This is a genomic window from Ruegeria sp. AI3, assembly GCF_056541245.1.
This window is the reverse complement of sequence record NZ_JBQFYA010000002.1, coordinates 147,261-164,628: the sequence shown is the minus strand read 5'-3', so window position 1 is coordinate 164,628 and position 17,368 is coordinate 147,261. Positions and strand designations below refer to the sequence as shown.

The following is a 17,368-nucleotide window of genomic DNA, read 5'->3' as shown; positions in this document are numbered from 1 at the left end:
CGCGCAGGTTCGTTGGCCTGAATCGGCCGAGTTCCGCCTTGACCGGCGCACGTTCGAACCGCAGAACTCCCTTGAACCTGTTGCAAATTCAGAGGCCCGACATGTCAGCATATGATCCGGACAATATTTTCGCCAAAATCCTGCGCGGCGAGATCCCCTCGACCCGCGTATACGAAGATGATGAGACGCTGGCATTCATGGACATCATGCCCCGCGCCGATGGTCATCTGCTGGTCATCCCGAAAACCCCATGCCGCAACGTATTGGACGCCACGCCCGAGCAGTTGAATGCCGTTATGGCAACCGTTCAGAAACTGGCACGTGCTGCCAAGCAGGCGTTCGACGCCGGTGGGGTGACGATTCAGCAATTCAACGAAGCCGCAGGCGGGCAGGAGGTCTTCCACCTGCATTTTCACATTCTGCCTCGACATGAAGGTGAACCCCTGCGCGCGCCTGGCACGATGGGGGATTTCGAAGCAATCGCCAAACACGCCGAGCAAATCAAGGCCGCGCTTTAGGCTTTGGCGACGCGTGAATTCGGACATTGGCCCGTCCGAACCGCTTGAAGCATAGTCCGGAAACGAAATTGCCGTTCCGATTTGGGGTCGGAACGGCAGACTCGTACCCATACACTTCACGGGTCACCGGAGCAGATCCGGGTTACCGGTTAACATACCACTCACTCAAGACTGGTAGGACAATGCTACTCTGTAACCGGGCGAATGTATGCCGGTTTAGTGAAATTTGGTTAAGCTTTTACTTAAATGGCCACAATTGCTGTCGAATATTGCAGGGTTGAAACGACCGGTGGCTGCAGCTTGGAAACAGAGGGGCACGTGCTCAGGGATTGTACGTGGATTTGGGCACCTCAGCGATTCGAACCAGAAATTTGATGCGCTAGGCTCAGGACTAATAGCCAATAGGAAAAGACTGCGACGAACGCGGTTGCGGACAATAATGCCTTGGGGCTCTAGTCCAACCCTATTGCCACGCGCCGCCAGTCCTTCAACCCTCCAAACAAGATCGCGTATCTAGGTGCCTGGGACAACCTGTATTGCGCACAAGTGGTTGTCTTCTTTAAAAGGTACAAAGCTTGGGCGCGGCAATGCTGTTCCGTCAAAGACGGACGAAAAGCGGCTCGTCAGTTGCTTAGAATAGTCGCGGCATTGTGGGGAAACAGCCAAGCTATTGTTTTTGTTGGTGCGGTCGAGAAGACTCGAACTTCCACGGGTGTTACCCCACAGCGACCTCAACGCTGCGCGTCTACCAATTCCGCCACGACCGCACTGCCAATGACTTGGTAGCGCGGCGTATAGACCCTTGGAACCCGGATGTGAAGGGGCAAAAGCGCGTTGGTTTAAATTCAGCGCCGGCATTCATATCTGTATCAGCCAACCGCCCTGAAGGAGCCCACGATGACCACCCCGGATACCCGCCCCGTTGTTCAGATTGATGTTGTCTCTGATGTTGTATGTCCTTGGTGTATCGTCGGCTTCAAACAGCTTGATCAGGCGTTGCAGCAGCAAAACGTACTCGCGCGGCTCAGGTGGCATCCGTTCGAGCTGAACCCGCAGATGCCAGCCGAAGGGCAGAACCTGCGCGAACACATTATGGAGAAATACGGCAGCACCGCCGAACAAAGCGCACAGGCGCGCGAGAGGCTGACCTCGATTGGGGCAGAGCTTGGTTTTGCTTTCAATTTCACCGACGACAGCCGCATGGTGAATACGTTCCAGGCGCATCAGTTGTTGGACTGGGCCGAGGGGCAGGGGCGGCAGCATCCCCTGAAGCTTGCGCTTTTCGAAGCATATTTCACGGATCAAAAGGATGTTTCTGACATCGATGTACTGGCAGACGCGGCTGAGGTGGCCGGGTTGGACCCGCAAGCCGCGCGGGCAGCTTTGGCATCCGGGGATCATCAGGCCTCGGTGCGGGAGAAGCAGCAATTCTGGACCAGCCGCGGCATTTCCGGCGTGCCTTCGATGGTGTTCGCCGGGAAATACCTGACCACAGGGGCGCAAGGGGTCGAGACATACGCCAATGTCCTCAAGCAATGTCTGGAAGAGGCCGCGTGACCTCTTTCCCCCAACCGACCGGCACGGTATGAGGCAAGCATGGAATGGAAGATCTCAGACGGGCCGACCGACTACCAAGAGGCCGTCGCCTTTATGGAGGCACGCGTGGCGGCTATTGCAGCAGGCGAGGCCGAGGAATGCGTTTGGCTGCTGGAACACCCGCCTCTGTACACGGCGGGGACGTCTGCGCGACCCGAGGATCTGACCGACCCTGACCGGTTTCCTGTCTATGAAAGCAAGCGTGGCGGGGAATACACCTATCACGGCCCCGGTCAGCGCGTCGCCTATGTCATGCTCGATCTGAACAAACGGGGCCGCGATGTGCGCCTGTTTGTAAAGCAACTCGAGACTTGGGTGATCGCCGCGCTGGATGAGTTCAACGTCAAAGGCGAGATTCGCGACGGGCGCGTCGGCGTTTGGGTGCAGCGAGACGACAAACCGCTGACGATCACCGGACAACCTGCGGAAGACAAGATCGCCGCTATTGGTCTGCGCCTGCGCAAATGGGTCAGCTTTCACGGCATCTCGATCAATGTTGAGCCTGAGCTGGACCATTTCTCGGGCATTGTGCCCTGCGGCATTCGGGAGCACGGCGTGACATCGCTGGTTGACTTGGGGTTGCCGGTTACCATGGCAGATGTGGATACTGCCCTGCAAAAGACCTTTGCGGAAGTCTTCGAACAAGCCGACGCCTAGGGTTCCAGCACTATTTCTTGTCGCAGTTTCGCAGTGGTTTTGTCGAAGATCAGGATGCGGTTGTCGTCAGTAACGACGGCATACCAGTTGTTGCCGATCGTGACCGCTTGTGCTTTGGCGCCGTCCGGCAGTTCGATCTGATCGGGCAGGGTCGGGGTTCGGTCCGATAGCCGGATGACAATCAGTGCGAATGTCACTAGAACCCCGCCAATCATCACCGCGGTCAGTAGCATGACCATGCGCCGAAGCAGCCTCAGCTGCGGCGTTTCCTGCGGTTCTTCTTGGGGTTCGGAAGGGACGGTCATGGGCACCCGACAGGTTGAGTTTCAGATCGCGGCCGCTCCGCCGCCTCGCCTTGATAAGGCGCTTTCGCGGGATGTTCCAGCCGAGGAAAACCTGTCACGCACCCGTTTGGCCCGTTTGATCGAGGAAGGCTCGGTTCTGGTCGAGGGCGCTGAGGTGCGCGATCCGAAGGCCAAGGTAGCGGAAGGAGCCATGGTGGTCATCACCGTTGCTGAGGCCGAAGACAGCCATATCGGCCCCGAGGATATTCCGCTGGACGTGGTCTTCGAGGATGACGACCTGATTGTGGTGAACAAACCCGCCGGGATGGTCGTGCATCCTGCGCCGGGCTCGCCGAGTGGAACACTCGTGAATGCCCTGCTTCATCACTGCGGGGCAGATTTGTCCGGGGTTGGCGGGGTTAAACGACCCGGCATTGTCCACCGGATCGACAAGGAAACCAGTGGGCTACTTGTGGTCGCCAAGTCGGATGCAGCTCATCACGGGCTGGCCGCTCAGTTTGAGGCGCATAGTGTTGAACGTTACTACCGAGCGGTTTGCTACGGGGTGCCGGATGCCAATGACCCGCGCTTGCGGGGTGTCAAAGGCGTCAGTTTCGAGCCGGGCAACATCATGCGCCTGACCACTCAGCTTGCCCGACACAAGACCGATCGTCAGAAACAGGCGGTTTTGTTTCACGGAGGGCGGCACGCGGTGACGCGTGCACGTGTGGTTGAAACATTTGGTGCCCCGGCGGGGCTGGCACTGATCGAATGCTGGCTGGAAACAGGGCGCACCCATCAGATTCGTGTGCACATGGCCCATGCAGGTCATGGTCTGGTCGGCGATCCGGTCTATGGCGGCAAACGTAAATTGGCAGCCAAAGCGTTCAGTGCGGCAACTTCTGAGGCCGTACGCGCCTTTCCGCGTCAGGCGTTGCATGCCGCCGTTTTGGGCTTTGAAAACCCGGTAACCGGCGAAAACCTTCGATTTGAAGCGGATCTGCCGCAGGACATGCAGGACCTGATTGAAACGCTGCGCACCCCTCTGTCATAATACGCAAACTCCTGTGAGTAAGAGTTTCTTAGCTTTCCTTTACCCAAGCTTAATTTCAAACTGTTAACGATACCTCTTGAAAGGGATGGGTTCCTTACCCATATCGTATGTTAAAGAGCTAAACATTTGTCGGAGGGACATCAAAATGGCAAATTACGCAAATCTCCCCGCGCCGACGCCTGAGGGCGGCCTGAACCGCTATATGCAGGAAATTCGCAAGTTTCCTTTGCTGGAGCCGGAAGAAGAATACATGCTGGCCAAGCGCTGGGTCGAAGAGCAGGACACCGAGTCCGCTCATAAAATGGTCACGTCGCATCTGCGTCTGGCGGCCAAGATTGCCATGGGCTATCGCGGCTACGGTCTGCCACAGGCCGAGGTTATTTCCGAGGCCAATGTGGGCCTGATGCAGGCAGTCAAACGGTTTGACCCGGAAAAGGGCTTCCGTCTTGCGACCTATGCAATGTGGTGGATTCGCGCCTCGATCCAGGAATACATCCTGCGGTCCTGGTCGCTGGTGAAGCTGGGCACGACCTCGGCACAGAAAAAGCTGTTCTTCAACCTGCGCAAGGCCAAGGCCCGTATCGGTGCGTTGGAAGAGGGCGACCTACGCCCTGAAAACGTAACTCAGATCGCCAATGATCTTGGCGTGACCGAGGAAGAAGTCATCAGCATGAACCGCCGCATGTCGGGCGGCGATGCCTCGCTGAACGCGACCGTCGGGTCCGAGGGCGAAGGCACCATGCAATGGCAAGACTGGCTTGAGGATGAAGATGCCGATCAGGCGGGTGACTACGAAGCTCGTGATGAACTGGACGCTCGGCGTGAGTTGTTGGCTGCCTCCCTTGAGGTGCTGAATGACCGCGAGAAGGACATCCTGACCCAACGCCGGCTAATGGATCAGCCGGTGACTTTGGAAGAGCTCAGCACGCAATACAATGTGAGCCGCGAGCGTATCCGTCAGATTGAGGTCCGCGCTTTTGAGAAACTTCAAAAGAAAATGCGCGATCTGGCCCGCGAGAAGGGTATGTTAACTACCCGCTAGATCCAAGGATCGCATAGCCCGCAGATTCCTGCGGGCTGTTTTTTATAATGATGAAAATCAAAGTGCTGCGCCGGATACCTCATCCTCTTTGCATCGTTTGTTGACACTTGCCCCGCCTCGGTCTTGAGTCAGCGGCACATCTAAATGGCCTGATTAGGGAGAGAGCGATGCAGAAACCGGTTCAATTTGGTGTTCTGGGGGCTGCCAAATTTGCGCGGCAATATATGGCGCCTGCAATTCACGCCGCAGACGGGGCGCGGTTGGCCGGGCTTGCGACCTCAAACGCGGCCAAGTCCGAGCCTTTTCAGGCTTTTTGCCCCGATCTGACCGTCTATGACGGCTACGACGCGCTGCTGGATGATCCCGAGATCGAGGCCGTCTATATCCCTCTGCCAAATCACATGCATGTCGAATGGAGCCTGAGGGCGCTGGACGCGGGCAAACATGTGCTGTGCGAAAAGCCGATGACGATGCAGGCGGCTGAGTTCGATGCGTTGATTGAAAAGCGCGATCAGACAGGTTTGTTGGCGGCTGAGGCCTATATGATCGTGCATCACCCTCAGTGGCAGTTCGTGCAGAAACTCATCGCGGATGGCGCAATTGGCAAGCTGGTCCATGTGACCGGCGCGTTCAGTTTCGACAATCGTGAGGAAGTGACGAACATTCGCAATCGTGCAGAAACCGGCGGAGGCGGGCTGCGGGATATCGGGGTATATGTCATCGGTGGCGCGCGGTTCGCCACAGGTCAGGAGCCGTTTGCGGTTCAGTCCGCGATCCGTTGGCAGGACGGCATCGACACATTCACCGAAATTCGCGCGCAATTCCCGGGTTTTACCTATTCGGCCTATGTCTCGATCCGGATGCACCCGCATCAGGAGATGGTGTTTCACGGCGAGGGCGGTGTTATCCGCCTGACAGCCCCGTTCAACGCGCGCGTGTTCGGCGAGGCGCGCGTCGAGCTGCATCGACCGGGGCTTGAGGTTCAGGTGACCCGGTTCCCGGGCGACGATCACTACAAACTGCAGGTTGAGGCCTTCTGCCGCTCGGTCCGCGGCGGGGCGGCCTATCCGTGCCCGCTGGAGTTTTCGCGTGGGACGCAAGAGATGATTGATCGCGTGTTCGCGGATGCCGTTCCCCTCTGACTTGCCAGCAGTCGCCCGGCGCGCGTATTCTGTGCTGCATCCAAAAAAGGAGAGGTGTGATGGCGGGAGGTTGGGCCCGCGATGGTGCGGTCAGCGAACAGATTGAGGCGTCGATTTCCGACGAACTGGCCCGCATGCAGGCACAAAAGCGGCCGGTCGGTGAAAGCCTGACCCACTGCGCGGAATGCGAGGAACCCATTCCCGAAAAACGTCGCCAGGCGCTGCCCGGCGTCAAGCTGTGTCTGGACTGTCAGAAGGATAGGGATGGGACTTATCAGCAGCGGGCAGGCATCAACCGGCGTGGATCAAAAGACAGCCAGTTGAAGTAGGCCAGGCGCAAGATGCCTAACTCTACAGCAAATCAACCATTGTTGCAGAACGGGTTGCTTCTTGGGTTTCTAGCCGCGTTTCTTTGGGGCACGCATAGTGTAATCGTGCGCTATCTGACGAGCGATTTGGGTGGGCTGCAGATCGCGGTGACCCGCTTGTTCATCGCGGCACTGGCGATTTATTGCATTTTGCGGGTCATGCGTGTGCCCGTTTCGATCGAACACAAAGACTGGAACTTTCGGCTGGCCGTACTGTCGACAGTCGTGAATTATATCCTGTTTCACATAGGGCTAGAACACACAGGGGCCGCCAATGCCATGGTCCTAGAAAACACCGCCCCGTTTTTTGTGCTGCTTTTCCTTTATTTCTTTGCAGATACACCAGTTACGCGCGTGGATGTACTCGCCACGATACTGGCGATCTTTGGGGTGTTCCTGACCGTGTTCCGCGATTTCCAGGGCGGGGGAGAGCCTTTGTTCGGTGATCTTTTGGAAATTGGCGCAGGGCTTAGTTGGGCCGTGTTTCTGGTTTCAAGTAGCCAGGCCATGCGCAATTCGACCTCAACGGCCGAGCGATTGAACTTTCTTTTCGGAATTTTTGTCTGCGCGGGCGTACTGTTGCTGCCATTGGCTGCGTTTTCCCTGCAAACCGCGACGGCGAAAGATGTGATCTTTCTGATCCTACTGGGCGTCCTTCCCACGGCGATGGCCTACTACCTCTGGTACGAGGCCGCCGCGCGCGTATCGACTTTGACGGCAACGTTGATGTTTGCCGCTTCCGTCGTATTCACGTTTATCAATTCGGCGCTCTTCCTGGGGGCCGCGATCACACCGATTGCGGCCCTAGGAGCTATTTTGATTGTGGCTGCAGTCTTCCTGACGACAAAGAAACAGGAGTGATCAGCCCTCCATCGCTTCCAGTTCGTCAATGAAGCCCGAGATCATCGACAGGCCTTTATCCCAGAACTTGGGGTCGCTGGCATCTAGGCCAAACGGGGCGAGCAGGTCTTTGTGGTGTTTCGATCCACCGGCGCGCAGCATCTCGAAATACTTGTCCTCGAACCCCTCAGCGCCGCTTTCGTAGACCGAATAAAGCGCGTTCACGAGGCCGTCTCCGAACGCATAGGCGTAGACGTAGAAGGGGGAATGCACGAAATGGGGGATATAGGCCCAGAACGTTTCATACCCTTCCATGAATTCGAATGACGGCCCGAGGCTTTCCGCCTGAACGCTCATCCACAGGGCGTTGATGTCGTCCGGGGTCAGTTCGCCCTCGCGGCGGGCGGCGTGCAGCTTGCATTCGAAATCGTAGAAGGCGATCTGGCGGACGACCGTGTTGATCATGTCCTCGACCTTGCCAGCCAGAAGCACCTTGCGCTGTTCCTTGGTTTCGGCCTTGTCCAGCATTTTGCGGAAAGTCAGCATTTCACCAAACACGCTAGCGGTCTCGGCCAGTGTCAGCGGGGTCGAGGACAGCATCTCGCCCTGATCCGCCGCTAGGACCTGATGGACACCGTGGCCCAATTCGTGTGCGAGGGTCATCACATCGCGCGGTTTGCCCAGATAGTTGAGCATCACGTAAGGGTGGACATCGGTTACGGTTGGATGGGCGAAGGCGCCGGGCGCTTTACCGGGCTTCACCGCCGCGTCGATCCAACCTTTCGAGAAGAAGGGCGAGGCGATCTCACCCATGCGCGGATCAAACGCGTTATAGGCATCCATCACCGTCTTTTCGGCCTCGTCCCAGCCGACGATTCTTGTGTCTTCCATGGGCAGCGGCGCGTTGCGGTCCCAGACCTGCATCACGTCCAGACCCAACCATTTGCGTTTGAGTTCGTAGTAACGGTGGCTCAGCTTGGGGTAGGCGGCGACCACGGCTTCGCGCAGGGCCTCGACCACTTCGGGCTCGACGTCGTTCGACAAGTGGCGACCGGTCTGAGCAGTTGGCATATTGCGCCAGCGGTCGACGATTTCTTTTTCCTTGGCCTGCGTGTTGTGAACACGGGCGAAGGTTTTGATGTTCTCCTGAAACACTGAGGCCAGCTCGCGCGAGGCCGCCTCGCGTTTGCTACGGTCCTGTTCCGTCAGCAGGTTCAGGGTGCCTTCGATGTTCAGCTCTTCGCCGTCGACGGTGAAGGTTAGTGCCGCGATGGTTTCGTCGAACAAACGCTCCCACGCGTCACCGACAACGCCGAGGTCGTGGAGGAATTTCTCCAGCTCGTCAGACAGTTGGTAGGGTTTCATCGCGCGGATGCGGCGGAAGACAGGCTCATAACGTGCAAGATCAGCATTGGCCGCGAAATGGGCCTGCAGAACGTCGTCTTCGATGCGGTTGATCTCGAGCGTGAAGAACACCAGAGGGGTGGTGAAGACGGTGATTTTTTCCTGCATGTCCGACAGGAACTTGGCGCGATCGGCATCGGTCGTCAGTTGGTAGTAGCGCAGACCGGCGAAGGACATGATTCGACCGGCGATGGCGTTGATCTTTTCGTTGCGATGCACACAGGTCAGCAGGCCTGCAGCGTCCAGATCGGCCAGTTTACCTTCGTAGTCCGAGGCGAATGAGGCGCATTCGCCTTCAAGCCAGTCCAGATCCCGCGCCAGCTCGGCCGCTTCTTCCGAGGCATAGAGGTCTGTCAGGTCCCATTCGGGCAGGTTGCCAAGGTTATCGGAACCGCCGACTGCATTTGCATCACGGACGGGAAAGGGCAGGTCGCGCATGGAACACCTCTGATTAGCTTTGTTGCCAAACATCTAGGGCTGGCGCGCCCGGATCACAAGCCGCCAGTCGCGATCAGTGCCGAGCGGACGCCTTAGGGGCGATTTGCCAGGAAATGCGCGGTCAACTCGTCCAGAACCGGGTTGCGAACTTCGGGGGCTTCCATCAGCACCTCGTGCTCACCATCCGGGATCTCGACCAGACGGCCGTTGGGCCAGTTTGCCATCCGTGCCCGGATCGCCTTGCGGTCAACGATCTGTTCGTGGCTGCCCAGATAGGTTAGGCACGCGGTGTCCGGGGCGGGTTGCTCCATCAGCCATTCACATTCGCTGAGCGCCTCACGCAACCACTGGTTGGACGGGGCGCCCAGCGCCAGCTCAGGGTGCGCCTTAAGTTGATCCTGCATCATCTTGAACATGTCCGGGTCACGCGTCAGGGAGTTACCCTCGAACGGTTCCGCCAGAACATAGCTGGTCAACGACGTGGTCGGCGGGGTGCGTTCTCCCAATCCCAGTGCCGTGCCCCAATAGGCTGTAAGACGGCTGAGGGGCTTCATGAGCGGGACAAAGAAAATGCCCCACATCGGCCCGGTAAATGCACAGGCTGCAAAGCAATCGTTCTGGATGACCGCGCGCAAGCCGATGGCGCCCCCCATCGAATGCCCGATCACGTACCACGGGCGCGGCAGGTCCAGTGTCTCAGCCAGTTCCAGCACCACGGCGACGTCATGTTGATAGTCGGCGAACTTATCGACATGCCCGATACGGGGTTCGTCCAGCATGCGGTCGGCCAAGCCCTGTCCGCGCCAGTCGACGGCGAGGGCGGCAAATCCGCGATTCAGGAATTCCCCTGCGGTACTCGCGTATTTCTCGATATATTCGGTGCGGCCCGGAAACAGGAATACCGTGCCGTTTTTTGCATCCTCGGGCAGCCAGTGCCCGACACGGATGCGTTTGCCGTCGGCGGTGTGGAGCCAATGGGCTGTACCACCGGCGGGGTCGCCGGCCACGTCATCATAGAAGGGGGCCGGCGAGTAATCCATCAGGCCAGAACCGATGCAAGCTGCATGGCGATTCCCATGTCACCGTCAACGCTGAGCTTGCCGGACATGAACGCGCCGGTCGGGTTCAGATCGCCGCTGAGGATCTGTTCGAACGTGTCCGCATCCGCGCTGAGTGTCACATCGGCGTCGTCATCACTGATGCGGGCACCGTCTCCGTCCAGAACAATTGCGCCCAGATCGGCGATTGCAAACTTGGCGGACGCATCAAAGCCACCGCCGGCCAGCTTTTCGTTCAGCGCGGCCGCAGCCTTTTCAAGAATCTCGCTCATGCTTTTCCTCATATTGTTTATGCGCCGTGAATGGACATCCTCGGTCGCAACGCTACACTGACCATTGTTATGGGTATTGCAATCACCAATCTCAAAGGTACCGTTGCGGCACTTGCCGTTCTAGTCATGTTTTCCACCAGTGGTGGAGCGCAACAAGCGGATTCCCGCGACGAAGAAGCGCTGTTGAGGCAACTGGCGCAGGCAACGCCAGAGCAAGCCATCGGTTTGGATCGTCAGCTTCAGGCGCTATGGTCGCAATCGGGTTCAGCCTCGGCGGATCTGTTGCTTGAGCGGGGGCGCGAAGCGCTGGATGATGGCGATATCGAGGCCGCGATCGAACACCTCACCGCGTTGACCGACCACGCGCCCGAGTTTGCCGAAGGATGGCACGCGCGGGCCTCGGCCTTTTTCGGGATCGACCGGTTCGGCATGGCTGCGGCTGATCTGGAACACGCGCTGACTCTCAACCCGAACAACTATCAGGCTATTTACGGTCTGGGGTTGATCTTCGAGGTGGTCGGCAAACCCGATCAGGCGCTTGAGGCTTATTCCCGCGCGTTGGCTATACATCCCCATCATGAAGAAGTAACCAATGCCGTGAATCGGCTGAAGCCTCAGGTTGAAGGCAAGGCGCTGTAAGTCGGAAGGCGCAGGGGGCAAAGGTGAGCGGGTCATCCCGAGTAGTGGCCGTACTTGGCCCAACGAACACAGGTAAAACTCATTACGCGATCGAACGCATGCTGGGGTACCGGACCGGTGTCATCGGCCTGCCTCTGCGTCTGCTCGCGCGTGAGGTCTATGACAAGATCGTCGCCATTCGCGGCCCCTCGGTCGTGGCGCTGGTGACGGGCGAGGAACGGATCGTACCGCCGCGCACGCAGTACTGGGTCTGCACGGTCGAGGCGATGCCCGAAGGCATGGGCGCCGATTTCGTCGCGATTGATGAAATTCAGCTCTGCGTAGATCCCGAGCGTGGCCACGTCTTCACTGACCGGTTGCTGCGGTCGCGGGGAACGAATGAGACGCTGTTCATGGGGTCCGACACCATGCGCGGCCCGATTGCGGCACTTGTGCCCGAGGCGCAGTTTGTCCGGCGCGATAGGATGTCTCAGCTGGTGTATTCGGGATCGAAAAAGATCAGCCGAATGCCCCCGCGAAGCGCCATTGTCGGGTTCTCGGTCGAAAACGTCTATGCCATCGCAGAACTGCTGCGCCGCCAAAAGGGTGGGGCGGCTGTGGTGATGGGCGCGCTCAGCCCACGCACGCGGAACGCGCAGGTCGACCTCTATCAGAATGGCGAGGTCGACTATCTGGTCGCCACCGATGCCATCGGAATGGGCCTGAACCTGGATGTGAACCACGTGGCGTTTTCGTCCCTGACCAAATTCGACGGTCGCCGGATGCGCCCCTTGGCCCCGAATGAGCTTGCCCAAATTGCTGGCAGGGCAGGCCGGGGTATGTCGGATGGCACGTTCGGCGTGACCGGCGAGGCCCCGCCATTGGACGAAGGCGTTGCGCAGGCCATCATGGACAGCCGCTTTACGCCGATGAAAAAGCTGAACTGGCGGAATGCCGCCCTTCGCTTCGGCTCGGTGGATGCGCTGATCGACTCTCTAGAAGTCAGTCCGAATGATAAACATCTGACCAAGGCCCGCCCTGCAGACGACCTGAACGTGTTGAAATCGCTGTCGCAAGTGACCGAGGTCGCAGCCCGCGCCAGCGATGGCCCGTCGATCCGTTTGCTATGGGATGTGTGCCGAATTCCCGATTTTCGGGGCATTAGCCATTCGGAACATGCCAATCTGCTCGAGGTGATCTACGGCCATCTACACGAACGCGGCGCGATCCCGGATGACTTCATGGCGCGGCAAATCCGCCGGATTGATCGCACGGATGGAGATATTGATGCGCTGTCCAAAAGGTTGGCTTATATTCGCACTTGGACATATGTTGCGCAACGAAACGGCTGGGTCCGTGACGAATCGCATTGGCGTGAGGAAACGCGCACTGTAGAAGACAGGTTGTCGGACGCTCTGCATGATCGTCTGACGCAAAGATTTGTGGACCGGCGCACCTCGGTGTTGTTGCGCCGGCTCAAACAGAAGGAGGCCCTTTTGGCCGAAGTAAATGACAAGGGTGAAGTGACCGTCGAAGGCGAATTCGTCGGTCGTCTGGAAGGGTTCCGGTTTACACCGGACAAAAGCGCGCAAGGGGCTGAGGCGAAAGCACTCAAGTCGGCCTCATTGCAAGCACTCGCGCCGCAATTCCATCTGCGTGCCGATCGCTTCTACAATGCACCCGATACCGAAATTGATTTCACTGATCAGGGCGGCCTGATGTGGGGCGAATACGCTGTCGGCAAACTGGTTGCCGGGGCGGAGCCTCTCAAGCCGATGGTAGAGGTTTTCGTGGATGAGGCCGCAGGGCCGGACGTCGAACAGAAGGTGCAGCGCCGTCTGCAGCACTTCATCGACCGCAAAGTGGCCGCGCTGTTCGAGCCGCTGCTGAACCTGTCGCGGGACGAGGAACTGTCCGGTCTGGCGAAAGGCTTTGCCTTCCGCATGGTCGAGGCGCTGGGCGTGCTGCCCCGCGCGCAGGTCGCGCAAGAGGTCAAGGATCTGGATCAGGACGCCCGCGGCGCGCTGCGCAAGCACGGCATCCGTTTTGGTCAGTTCACCATCTTCATGCCGCTGCTGCTAAAACCTGCGCCAACGCGCCTCCGCCTGGTTCTCTGGGCACTGTCCAGCGGTCTGCAGGAATTCCCCGAGGCACCGCCTCCGGGTCTGGTCACTGTGCCGGTCGCAAAGGATGCGCCGCAGGGCTATGACACCATGTGTGGCTACCGCGATGCGGGTGAACGTTCGATCCGGATCGACATGCTTGAGCGCCTGGCCGATATGCTGCGCTCTGAGGACAGCCGGGGAGGCTTTGAAGCCAAGCCTGACATGCTCTCGATCACAGGCATGACGCTGGATCAGTTCGCGGACCTGATGCAGGGTCTGGGCTACAAGGCCGAACGCGGTGAGCGTGAAAAGGTCAAAGCCGTTCCGGCTGAGGCACCTGCGACTGAAGTGGCAGAACACCCCGCGGCCGAAGAAACCCCGACCGTCGAGGCCTCGACAGATGAGGTCGCCGCACCCGCCGAGGCGCCAGCCGAGGCCACCGAAAGCACCGAGGCGGCAGCCGAGGCTCCGGCCGCGGAACCCGCAAATGACGAACCCGAGGTCGAGGTGTTCTACACCTTCACATGGGGCCGTCAGCGCCAACAAAATCGCGGCCCGCGCCGTGAACAGGGGCAGGGCAAAGGCAAGCCGCGTGGGAAACCTCAGGACGGTCGCAAGCCGCAAGGCAAGAAGGGCGGCAAGCCACAGGGCGCGAAGTCCTTCTCGTCCCGGCCTCCGAAGAAGGAAAAGGCGATCGACCCCGACAACCCGTTTGCAGCAGCGCTGATGGGTTTGAAGGGCGGCAACTGATCCGTCATGGATCGGGCCAAGCTGCGGATCGACAAATGGCTCTGGCAGGCGCGGTTCTTCAAGACCCGTAGCCTGTCGGCCAAACAGGTCAGCGGCGGCCATGTCAGGCTGAACGGCAACCGCGTTCTGAAACCCGCCCAAGCGGTGGTTCCCGGCGACGTTCTGACCTTTCCACAGGGCAAAATCATCCGGGTCGTGCGCATTGAAAAACTCGGCGACCGCCGCGGCCCAGCCCCCGAGGCGCAAACATTGTACTTCGATATGACGGAAAAGAAGGACATACCGCCCAAAAACCCGTCATATGAGGGAAAAGGTCGTCCAACCAAGAAAGATCGGCGCGCGCTTGATCTTTCTCGCACGCCAAACGGCCCCACATCTTGAAGCCAAACCCGGACTGAACTAGCTAGACGCCAAACCTGAATGGGATTCTAAACATGACCTACGTCGTTACCGAAAACTGCATCGGCTGCAAATACACCGACTGTGTGGAAGTGTGCCCGGTGGACTGTTTCTACGAAGGTGAGAATACGCTGGTCATCCACCCCGACGAATGCATCGACTGCGGCGTCTGTGAACCAGAATGCCCGGCTGATGCAATCCGTCCCGACACCGAACCAGGCATGGAAACCTGGGTCGAGTTCAACCGCAAATACTCTGAAATGTGGCCGGTCATCGTGACCAAAAAAGACCCGTTGCCAGAGGCGGAAGAGCGCGATGGCGAGGAAGGCAAGATGGAGAAGTATTTCTCCGAAGCTCCGGGTGAAGGCGGGTAAGTGATTCGCACCCCATTTGGATGGCTAAGAAATGCGGTCTTCGAAGCCTAATCCCTTGATTGCAGGCCGTTTATAAAATAATTCCCCTAGGGAAACTTTTGAGTGTCTCATTTTTGTGATATACTCTCTCCCTACATGATGACTGAGATTGGGATGTACTCCGTAAGTATGCTCGCTTTGGAGTTCTGAATTTGCGACAAACAGACCGCCTGCCGGGGCCACAATAGGCACCGAGCGTGGGTTTTTTGTTGTTCGCATCCCGGTCCAAAACCAAGGAATGAATTGAATGTCGAAGTCGAAAAAGCTTGAGTTCCGCCCGAACGACTATGTTGTCTACCCCGCCCATGGTGTGGGTCAGATCATCTCGATCGAAGAGCAGGACGTCGCTGGATTTTCGCTCGAACTGTTCGTCATCTCTTTTGAGAAAGACAAGATGACCCTGCGTGTGCCGACAAACAAAGTGACCGAATCCGGTCTGCGTTCGCTCAGCTCGCCGGATGTGATCAGCCAGGCGATGAAGACGCTGAAGGGCAAGGCCAAGGTCAAGCGGGCCATGTGGTCGCGCCGGGCGCAGGAATACGAACAGAAGATCAACTCGGGCGATCTGATCTCGATCGCCGAAGTGGTTCGCGACCTGCACCGCACCGATGACCAGCGCGAGCAAAGCTATTCCGAGCGTCAGCTTTATGAAGCCGCGCTCGAGCGTCTGACCCGTGAAGTCGCCGCCGTGTCCGGGGACGGAGAGATTTCTGCGGCGAAGCAGGTCGATGATGTCCTGACTTCGCGCGCCGCCGCAGCCTAAGTCCACGACGATTTAAACAGCAAGGCCGCTCTGGCATCGGGGCGGCCTTTTTCGTTGCTTGGTGGATTGGCGAAAACCGGTTAGTTTTTCTGTAGATGCAAGCAGATACCGGTTCGGCATGAAGAAGACGGTCAAGTTCCTATATATCGGAAAGGCCCCGATTTCGGTTTGGTTCCGCTATGGTTTGATCCTGTTCGATGTGGTCACCATCATCTTCTTTGTCGCCACCGCGCATTTTCCGCATGGCCCATGGGTTACTGGTATCAGTTGGGTGGTTGGCTTTATTATCCTTCTGGATTTTTCCGCCAGAATGTGGATCGCCAAGGATCGCTGGAAGCTGTTGCGTAAAATTTATACGCTGGCAGATATCGTGGTGATTGTGTCGTTGATCCTCGACCCGTTTCTGACCGGCAATCTCGCATTCCTGCGTATCCTGCGCGCCCTTCGGTTGATCCACTCGTACCATCTGCTGTGGGATTTACGGCGCGACAGTACCTTTTTCCGCACGCATGAAGATGCGGTCATCGCGGCCATCAATCTGCTGGTTTTCGTGTTTGCAACTTCGACAGCGGTTCTTGTCTTTTTCATCCCTGAAGATGCTAAGAACCCCTATATAGATGCGCTCTATTTCACCATGGCGACCCTGACGACCACGGGATTTGGTGACATCACCCTGTCGACGCCTTGGGGCAAGCTGTTCTCGGTGTTTATCATGGTGGTGGGTGTTGCCCTGTTCGTGCGCTTGGCGCAGGCGATTTTCATGCCGCAGAAAGTGCGCCACAAATGCCCCAGCTGCGGGCTGTTCCGGCATGATCCGGACGCGGTACATTGCAAGCATTGCGGCTGCACCCTGCGGATCGAGACGGGTGGGGTGTCTTAAAGCTGAGCCGCTATTGCTACCAGGAAAGTGATTTCGGCCAATTGCTGAGAAGCGCCGAGGATATCTCCGGTCTGGCCGCCTATCTTAGCTTTTGCCACGACGGCCAGAGCACCCACAACGAGCGCGGCGCATAGGGCGGGCAAAATGACCTGCCCACCGATCAGCAATACTCCCGTCAAGCCAGCCAGAGCGAGCGAAACGGCGACAGGACCCACTGGCGGAGCACCGACAGAATGGCTTAGACCGGATTTACGCGCATTGGGCAATGCAGCCATCAGCAAGGGCATGAACGCGCGTGACACCACACAAGCGGCAATGATCGCTAGAAACGCACCGGCAGACAAAAGGGCCGCGACTGCTGCAACTCGCATCAGCTGCGAACCAATCAGGGACAGCACGCCATATGTGCCGATGTGGCTATCCTTCATGATCTCCAACCGGCGTTCCGGCGTGAACCCGCCCCATAGGCCGTCAAACGTATCGGCCAGCCCGTCCTCATGCATTGCGCCCGTCGTCATGGTCAGGGTGGCCACGAGCAAAACGGCGCAGACGAATGGCGGAACCGACAGTGTCAGTGCAAGCCATCCGATGACGCAAGCCAATATACCAATCACCAAGCCGACCACCGGAAAGGCCCAAACCGCCTGCGCTTGCCGGGCAAAGACCCTCTCGGGCAAACGGGGCAGGGGCAGGCGCGTCAACAGGACCAGCGCCAGCGGGATATCCCATGCGGAAACCGGATTGGTGTCGTTTTTTTGCACTTCTGC

19 protein-coding genes and 1 tRNA gene are annotated in these 17,368 nt (G+C 58.3%); 14 read left to right on the top strand and 6 right to left on the bottom strand.

Annotated elements, in window-relative coordinates; all coding sequences use genetic code 11:
• The first annotated feature begins 101 nt into the window (after positions 1-101).
• The gene (locus ACRZ95_RS04590) at positions 102-518 is read left to right on the top strand and encodes an HIT family protein (protein ID WP_170677633.1); all 417 of its coding nucleotides are present in this window, start codon (positions 102-104) and stop codon (positions 516-518) included.
• A gap of 680 nt (positions 519-1,198) precedes the next feature.
• Here ACRZ95_RS04590 and ACRZ95_RS04585 read toward each other — a convergent pair.
• A tRNA-Leu gene (locus tag ACRZ95_RS04585) sits at positions 1,199-1,285 on the bottom strand.
• A 130-nt stretch (positions 1,286-1,415) separates the two neighbouring features.
• Between ACRZ95_RS04585 and ACRZ95_RS04580 the strand changes: the two genes are divergently transcribed.
• Together ACRZ95_RS04580 and lipB are read left to right on the top strand one after the other, a co-directional pair.
• Complete coding sequence (locus tag ACRZ95_RS04580) at positions 1,416-2,075, top strand: DsbA family oxidoreductase (protein ID WP_170677635.1); 660 nt, start codon at positions 1,416-1,418, stop codon at positions 2,073-2,075.
• A 39-nt stretch (positions 2,076-2,114) separates the two neighbouring features.
• Positions 2,115-2,771 (top strand): lipoyl(octanoyl) transferase LipB, encoded by a 657-nt coding sequence (gene lipB / locus ACRZ95_RS04575; protein ID WP_170677637.1) that lies wholly within the window; start codon positions 2,115-2,117, stop codon positions 2,769-2,771.
• Here the strand turns inward: lipB and ACRZ95_RS04570 are convergent.
• Positions 2,768-3,076 (bottom strand): DUF6476 family protein, encoded by a 309-nt coding sequence (locus tag ACRZ95_RS04570; RefSeq protein WP_170487624.1) that lies wholly within the window; start codon positions 3,074-3,076, stop codon positions 2,768-2,770. The genes lipB and ACRZ95_RS04570 overlap by 4 nt on opposite strands.
• On the opposite strand from ACRZ95_RS04570, the gene ACRZ95_RS04565 reads away from it, so the two are divergent.
• The 5 genes from ACRZ95_RS04565 to ACRZ95_RS04545 all read left to right on the top strand — a co-directional run bounded on the left by ACRZ95_RS04565 (position 3,075) and on the right by ACRZ95_RS04545 (position 7,522).
• Positions 3,075-4,109, top strand: coding sequence for an RluA family pseudouridine synthase (locus ACRZ95_RS04565; protein WP_170469990.1), 1,035 nt, complete (start codon positions 3,075-3,077; stop codon positions 4,107-4,109). The two genes, ACRZ95_RS04570 and ACRZ95_RS04565, sit on opposite strands and share 2 nt — an antisense overlap.
• 145 nt (positions 4,110-4,254) lie before the next feature.
• Positions 4,255-5,151: an RNA polymerase sigma factor RpoH gene (gene rpoH / locus ACRZ95_RS04560; protein ID WP_170469987.1), complete on the top strand. Its 897-nt coding sequence runs from the start codon at positions 4,255-4,257 to the stop codon at positions 5,149-5,151.
• A gap of 167 nt (positions 5,152-5,318) precedes the next feature.
• Entirely contained in the window at positions 5,319-6,293 is a 975-nt protein-coding gene (locus ACRZ95_RS04555) for a Gfo/Idh/MocA family protein (protein WP_170677639.1), read from the top strand.
• A gap of 59 nt (positions 6,294-6,352) precedes the next feature.
• Positions 6,353-6,622: a DksA/TraR family C4-type zinc finger protein gene (locus ACRZ95_RS04550; protein ID WP_170376470.1), complete on the top strand. Its 270-nt coding sequence runs from the start codon at positions 6,353-6,355 to the stop codon at positions 6,620-6,622.
• A 12-nt stretch (positions 6,623-6,634) separates the two neighbouring features.
• The gene (locus tag ACRZ95_RS04545; RefSeq protein ID WP_170677641.1) at positions 6,635-7,522 is read left to right on the top strand and encodes a DMT family transporter; all 888 of its coding nucleotides are present in this window, start codon (positions 6,635-6,637) and stop codon (positions 7,520-7,522) included.
• Here the strand turns inward: ACRZ95_RS04545 and ACRZ95_RS04540 are convergent, their stop codons facing one another.
• The 3 genes from ACRZ95_RS04540 to ACRZ95_RS04530 all read right to left on the bottom strand — a co-directional run bounded on the left by ACRZ95_RS04540 (position 7,523) and on the right by ACRZ95_RS04530 (position 10,673).
• A complete protein-coding gene (locus tag ACRZ95_RS04540; RefSeq protein WP_170677643.1) occupies positions 7,523-9,343 on the bottom strand; it encodes a M3 family oligoendopeptidase in 1,821 nt (606 codons plus the stop codon).
• A gap of 92 nt (positions 9,344-9,435) precedes the next feature.
• The gene (locus ACRZ95_RS04535; protein WP_170677645.1) at positions 9,436-10,383 is read right to left on the bottom strand and encodes an alpha/beta hydrolase; all 948 of its coding nucleotides are present in this window, start codon (positions 10,381-10,383) and stop codon (positions 9,436-9,438) included.
• Entirely contained in the window at positions 10,383-10,673 is a 291-nt protein-coding gene (locus ACRZ95_RS04530; RefSeq protein ID WP_170677647.1) for an SCP2 sterol-binding domain-containing protein, read from the bottom strand. The genes ACRZ95_RS04535 and ACRZ95_RS04530 overlap by 1 nt, the downstream gene beginning before the upstream one ends.
• A 30-nt stretch (positions 10,674-10,703) precedes the next feature.
• On the opposite strand from ACRZ95_RS04530, the gene ACRZ95_RS04525 reads away from it, so the two are divergent.
• From ACRZ95_RS04525 to ACRZ95_RS04500, 6 genes are all read left to right on the top strand, one after another.
• Positions 10,704-11,312 (top strand): tetratricopeptide repeat protein, encoded by a 609-nt coding sequence (locus ACRZ95_RS04525; RefSeq protein WP_170376486.1) that lies wholly within the window; start codon positions 10,704-10,706, stop codon positions 11,310-11,312.
• Positions 11,313-11,335: 23 nt separating this feature from the next.
• Positions 11,336-14,146: a helicase-related protein gene (locus tag ACRZ95_RS04520; RefSeq protein WP_170677649.1), complete on the top strand. Its 2,811-nt coding sequence runs from the start codon at positions 11,336-11,338 to the stop codon at positions 14,144-14,146.
• 6 nt (positions 14,147-14,152) lie between these two features.
• On the top strand, positions 14,153-14,527 hold the full coding sequence (locus tag ACRZ95_RS04515) for an RNA-binding S4 domain-containing protein (RefSeq protein WP_170469962.1): 375 nt from the start codon (positions 14,153-14,155) through the stop codon (positions 14,525-14,527).
• Between the two features lie 53 nt (positions 14,528-14,580).
• Positions 14,581-14,919 carry a ferredoxin FdxA gene (fdxA, locus tag ACRZ95_RS04510; protein ID WP_170469959.1) on the top strand — a complete coding sequence of 113 codons (339 nt, stop codon included), beginning with the start codon at positions 14,581-14,583 and terminating at the stop codon, positions 14,917-14,919.
• 286 nt (positions 14,920-15,205) lie between these two features.
• On the top strand, positions 15,206-15,721 hold the full coding sequence (locus ACRZ95_RS04505; protein ID WP_170376497.1) for a CarD family transcriptional regulator: 516 nt from the start codon (positions 15,206-15,208) through the stop codon (positions 15,719-15,721).
• 118 nt (positions 15,722-15,839) lie between these two features.
• The gene (locus tag ACRZ95_RS04500; protein WP_170469956.1) at positions 15,840-16,601 is read left to right on the top strand and encodes a potassium channel family protein; all 762 of its coding nucleotides are present in this window, start codon (positions 15,840-15,842) and stop codon (positions 16,599-16,601) included.
• Here ACRZ95_RS04500 and cobS read toward each other — a convergent pair.
• Positions 16,598-17,362 carry an adenosylcobinamide-GDP ribazoletransferase gene (gene cobS, locus ACRZ95_RS04495; RefSeq protein WP_170677651.1) on the bottom strand — a complete coding sequence of 255 codons (765 nt, stop codon included), beginning with the start codon at positions 17,360-17,362 and terminating at the stop codon, positions 16,598-16,600. The two genes, ACRZ95_RS04500 and cobS, sit on opposite strands and share 4 nt — an antisense overlap.
• Positions 17,363-17,368: the final 6 nt, after the last annotated feature.

What these genes read in the sequence shown, in the direction of transcription:
- ACRZ95_RS04555 (WP_170677639.1), top strand. Translation starts at nt 5,319, where the DNA reads ATGCAGAAACCGGTTCAATTTGGTGTTCTGGGGGCTGCCAAATTTGCG.
- ACRZ95_RS04540 (WP_170677643.1), bottom strand. Translation starts at nt 9,343, where the DNA reads ATGCGCGACCTGCCCTTTCCCGTCCGTGATGCAAATGCAGTCGGCGGT.
- ACRZ95_RS04500 (WP_170469956.1), top strand. Translation starts at nt 15,840, where the DNA reads ATGAAGAAGACGGTCAAGTTCCTATATATCGGAAAGGCCCCGATTTCG.
- lipB (WP_170677637.1), top strand. Translation starts at nt 2,115, where the DNA reads ATGGAATGGAAGATCTCAGACGGGCCGACCGACTACCAAGAGGCCGTC.
- ACRZ95_RS04565 (WP_170469990.1), top strand. Translation starts at nt 3,075, where the DNA reads ATGGGCACCCGACAGGTTGAGTTTCAGATCGCGGCCGCTCCGCCGCCT.
- ACRZ95_RS04525 (WP_170376486.1), top strand. Translation starts at nt 10,704, where the DNA reads ATGGACATCCTCGGTCGCAACGCTACACTGACCATTGTTATGGGTATT.
- ACRZ95_RS04550 (WP_170376470.1), top strand. Translation starts at nt 6,353, where the DNA reads ATGGCGGGAGGTTGGGCCCGCGATGGTGCGGTCAGCGAACAGATTGAG.
- ACRZ95_RS04590 (WP_170677633.1), top strand. Translation starts at nt 102, where the DNA reads ATGTCAGCATATGATCCGGACAATATTTTCGCCAAAATCCTGCGCGGC.
- ACRZ95_RS04545 (WP_170677641.1), top strand. Translation starts at nt 6,635, where the DNA reads ATGCCTAACTCTACAGCAAATCAACCATTGTTGCAGAACGGGTTGCTT.
- ACRZ95_RS04530 (WP_170677647.1), bottom strand. Translation starts at nt 10,673, where the DNA reads ATGAGCGAGATTCTTGAAAAGGCTGCGGCCGCGCTGAACGAAAAGCTG.
- rpoH (WP_170469987.1), top strand. Translation starts at nt 4,255, where the DNA reads ATGGCAAATTACGCAAATCTCCCCGCGCCGACGCCTGAGGGCGGCCTG.
- ACRZ95_RS04505 (WP_170376497.1), top strand. Translation starts at nt 15,206, where the DNA reads ATGTCGAAGTCGAAAAAGCTTGAGTTCCGCCCGAACGACTATGTTGTC.
- ACRZ95_RS04580 (WP_170677635.1), top strand. Translation starts at nt 1,416, where the DNA reads ATGACCACCCCGGATACCCGCCCCGTTGTTCAGATTGATGTTGTCTCT.
- fdxA (WP_170469959.1), top strand. Translation starts at nt 14,581, where the DNA reads ATGACCTACGTCGTTACCGAAAACTGCATCGGCTGCAAATACACCGAC.
- ACRZ95_RS04535 (WP_170677645.1), bottom strand. Translation starts at nt 10,383, where the DNA reads ATGGATTACTCGCCGGCCCCCTTCTATGATGACGTGGCCGGCGACCCC.
- ACRZ95_RS04515 (WP_170469962.1), top strand. Translation starts at nt 14,153, where the DNA reads ATGGATCGGGCCAAGCTGCGGATCGACAAATGGCTCTGGCAGGCGCGG.
- ACRZ95_RS04570 (WP_170487624.1), bottom strand. Translation starts at nt 3,076, where the DNA reads ATGACCGTCCCTTCCGAACCCCAAGAAGAACCGCAGGAAACGCCGCAG.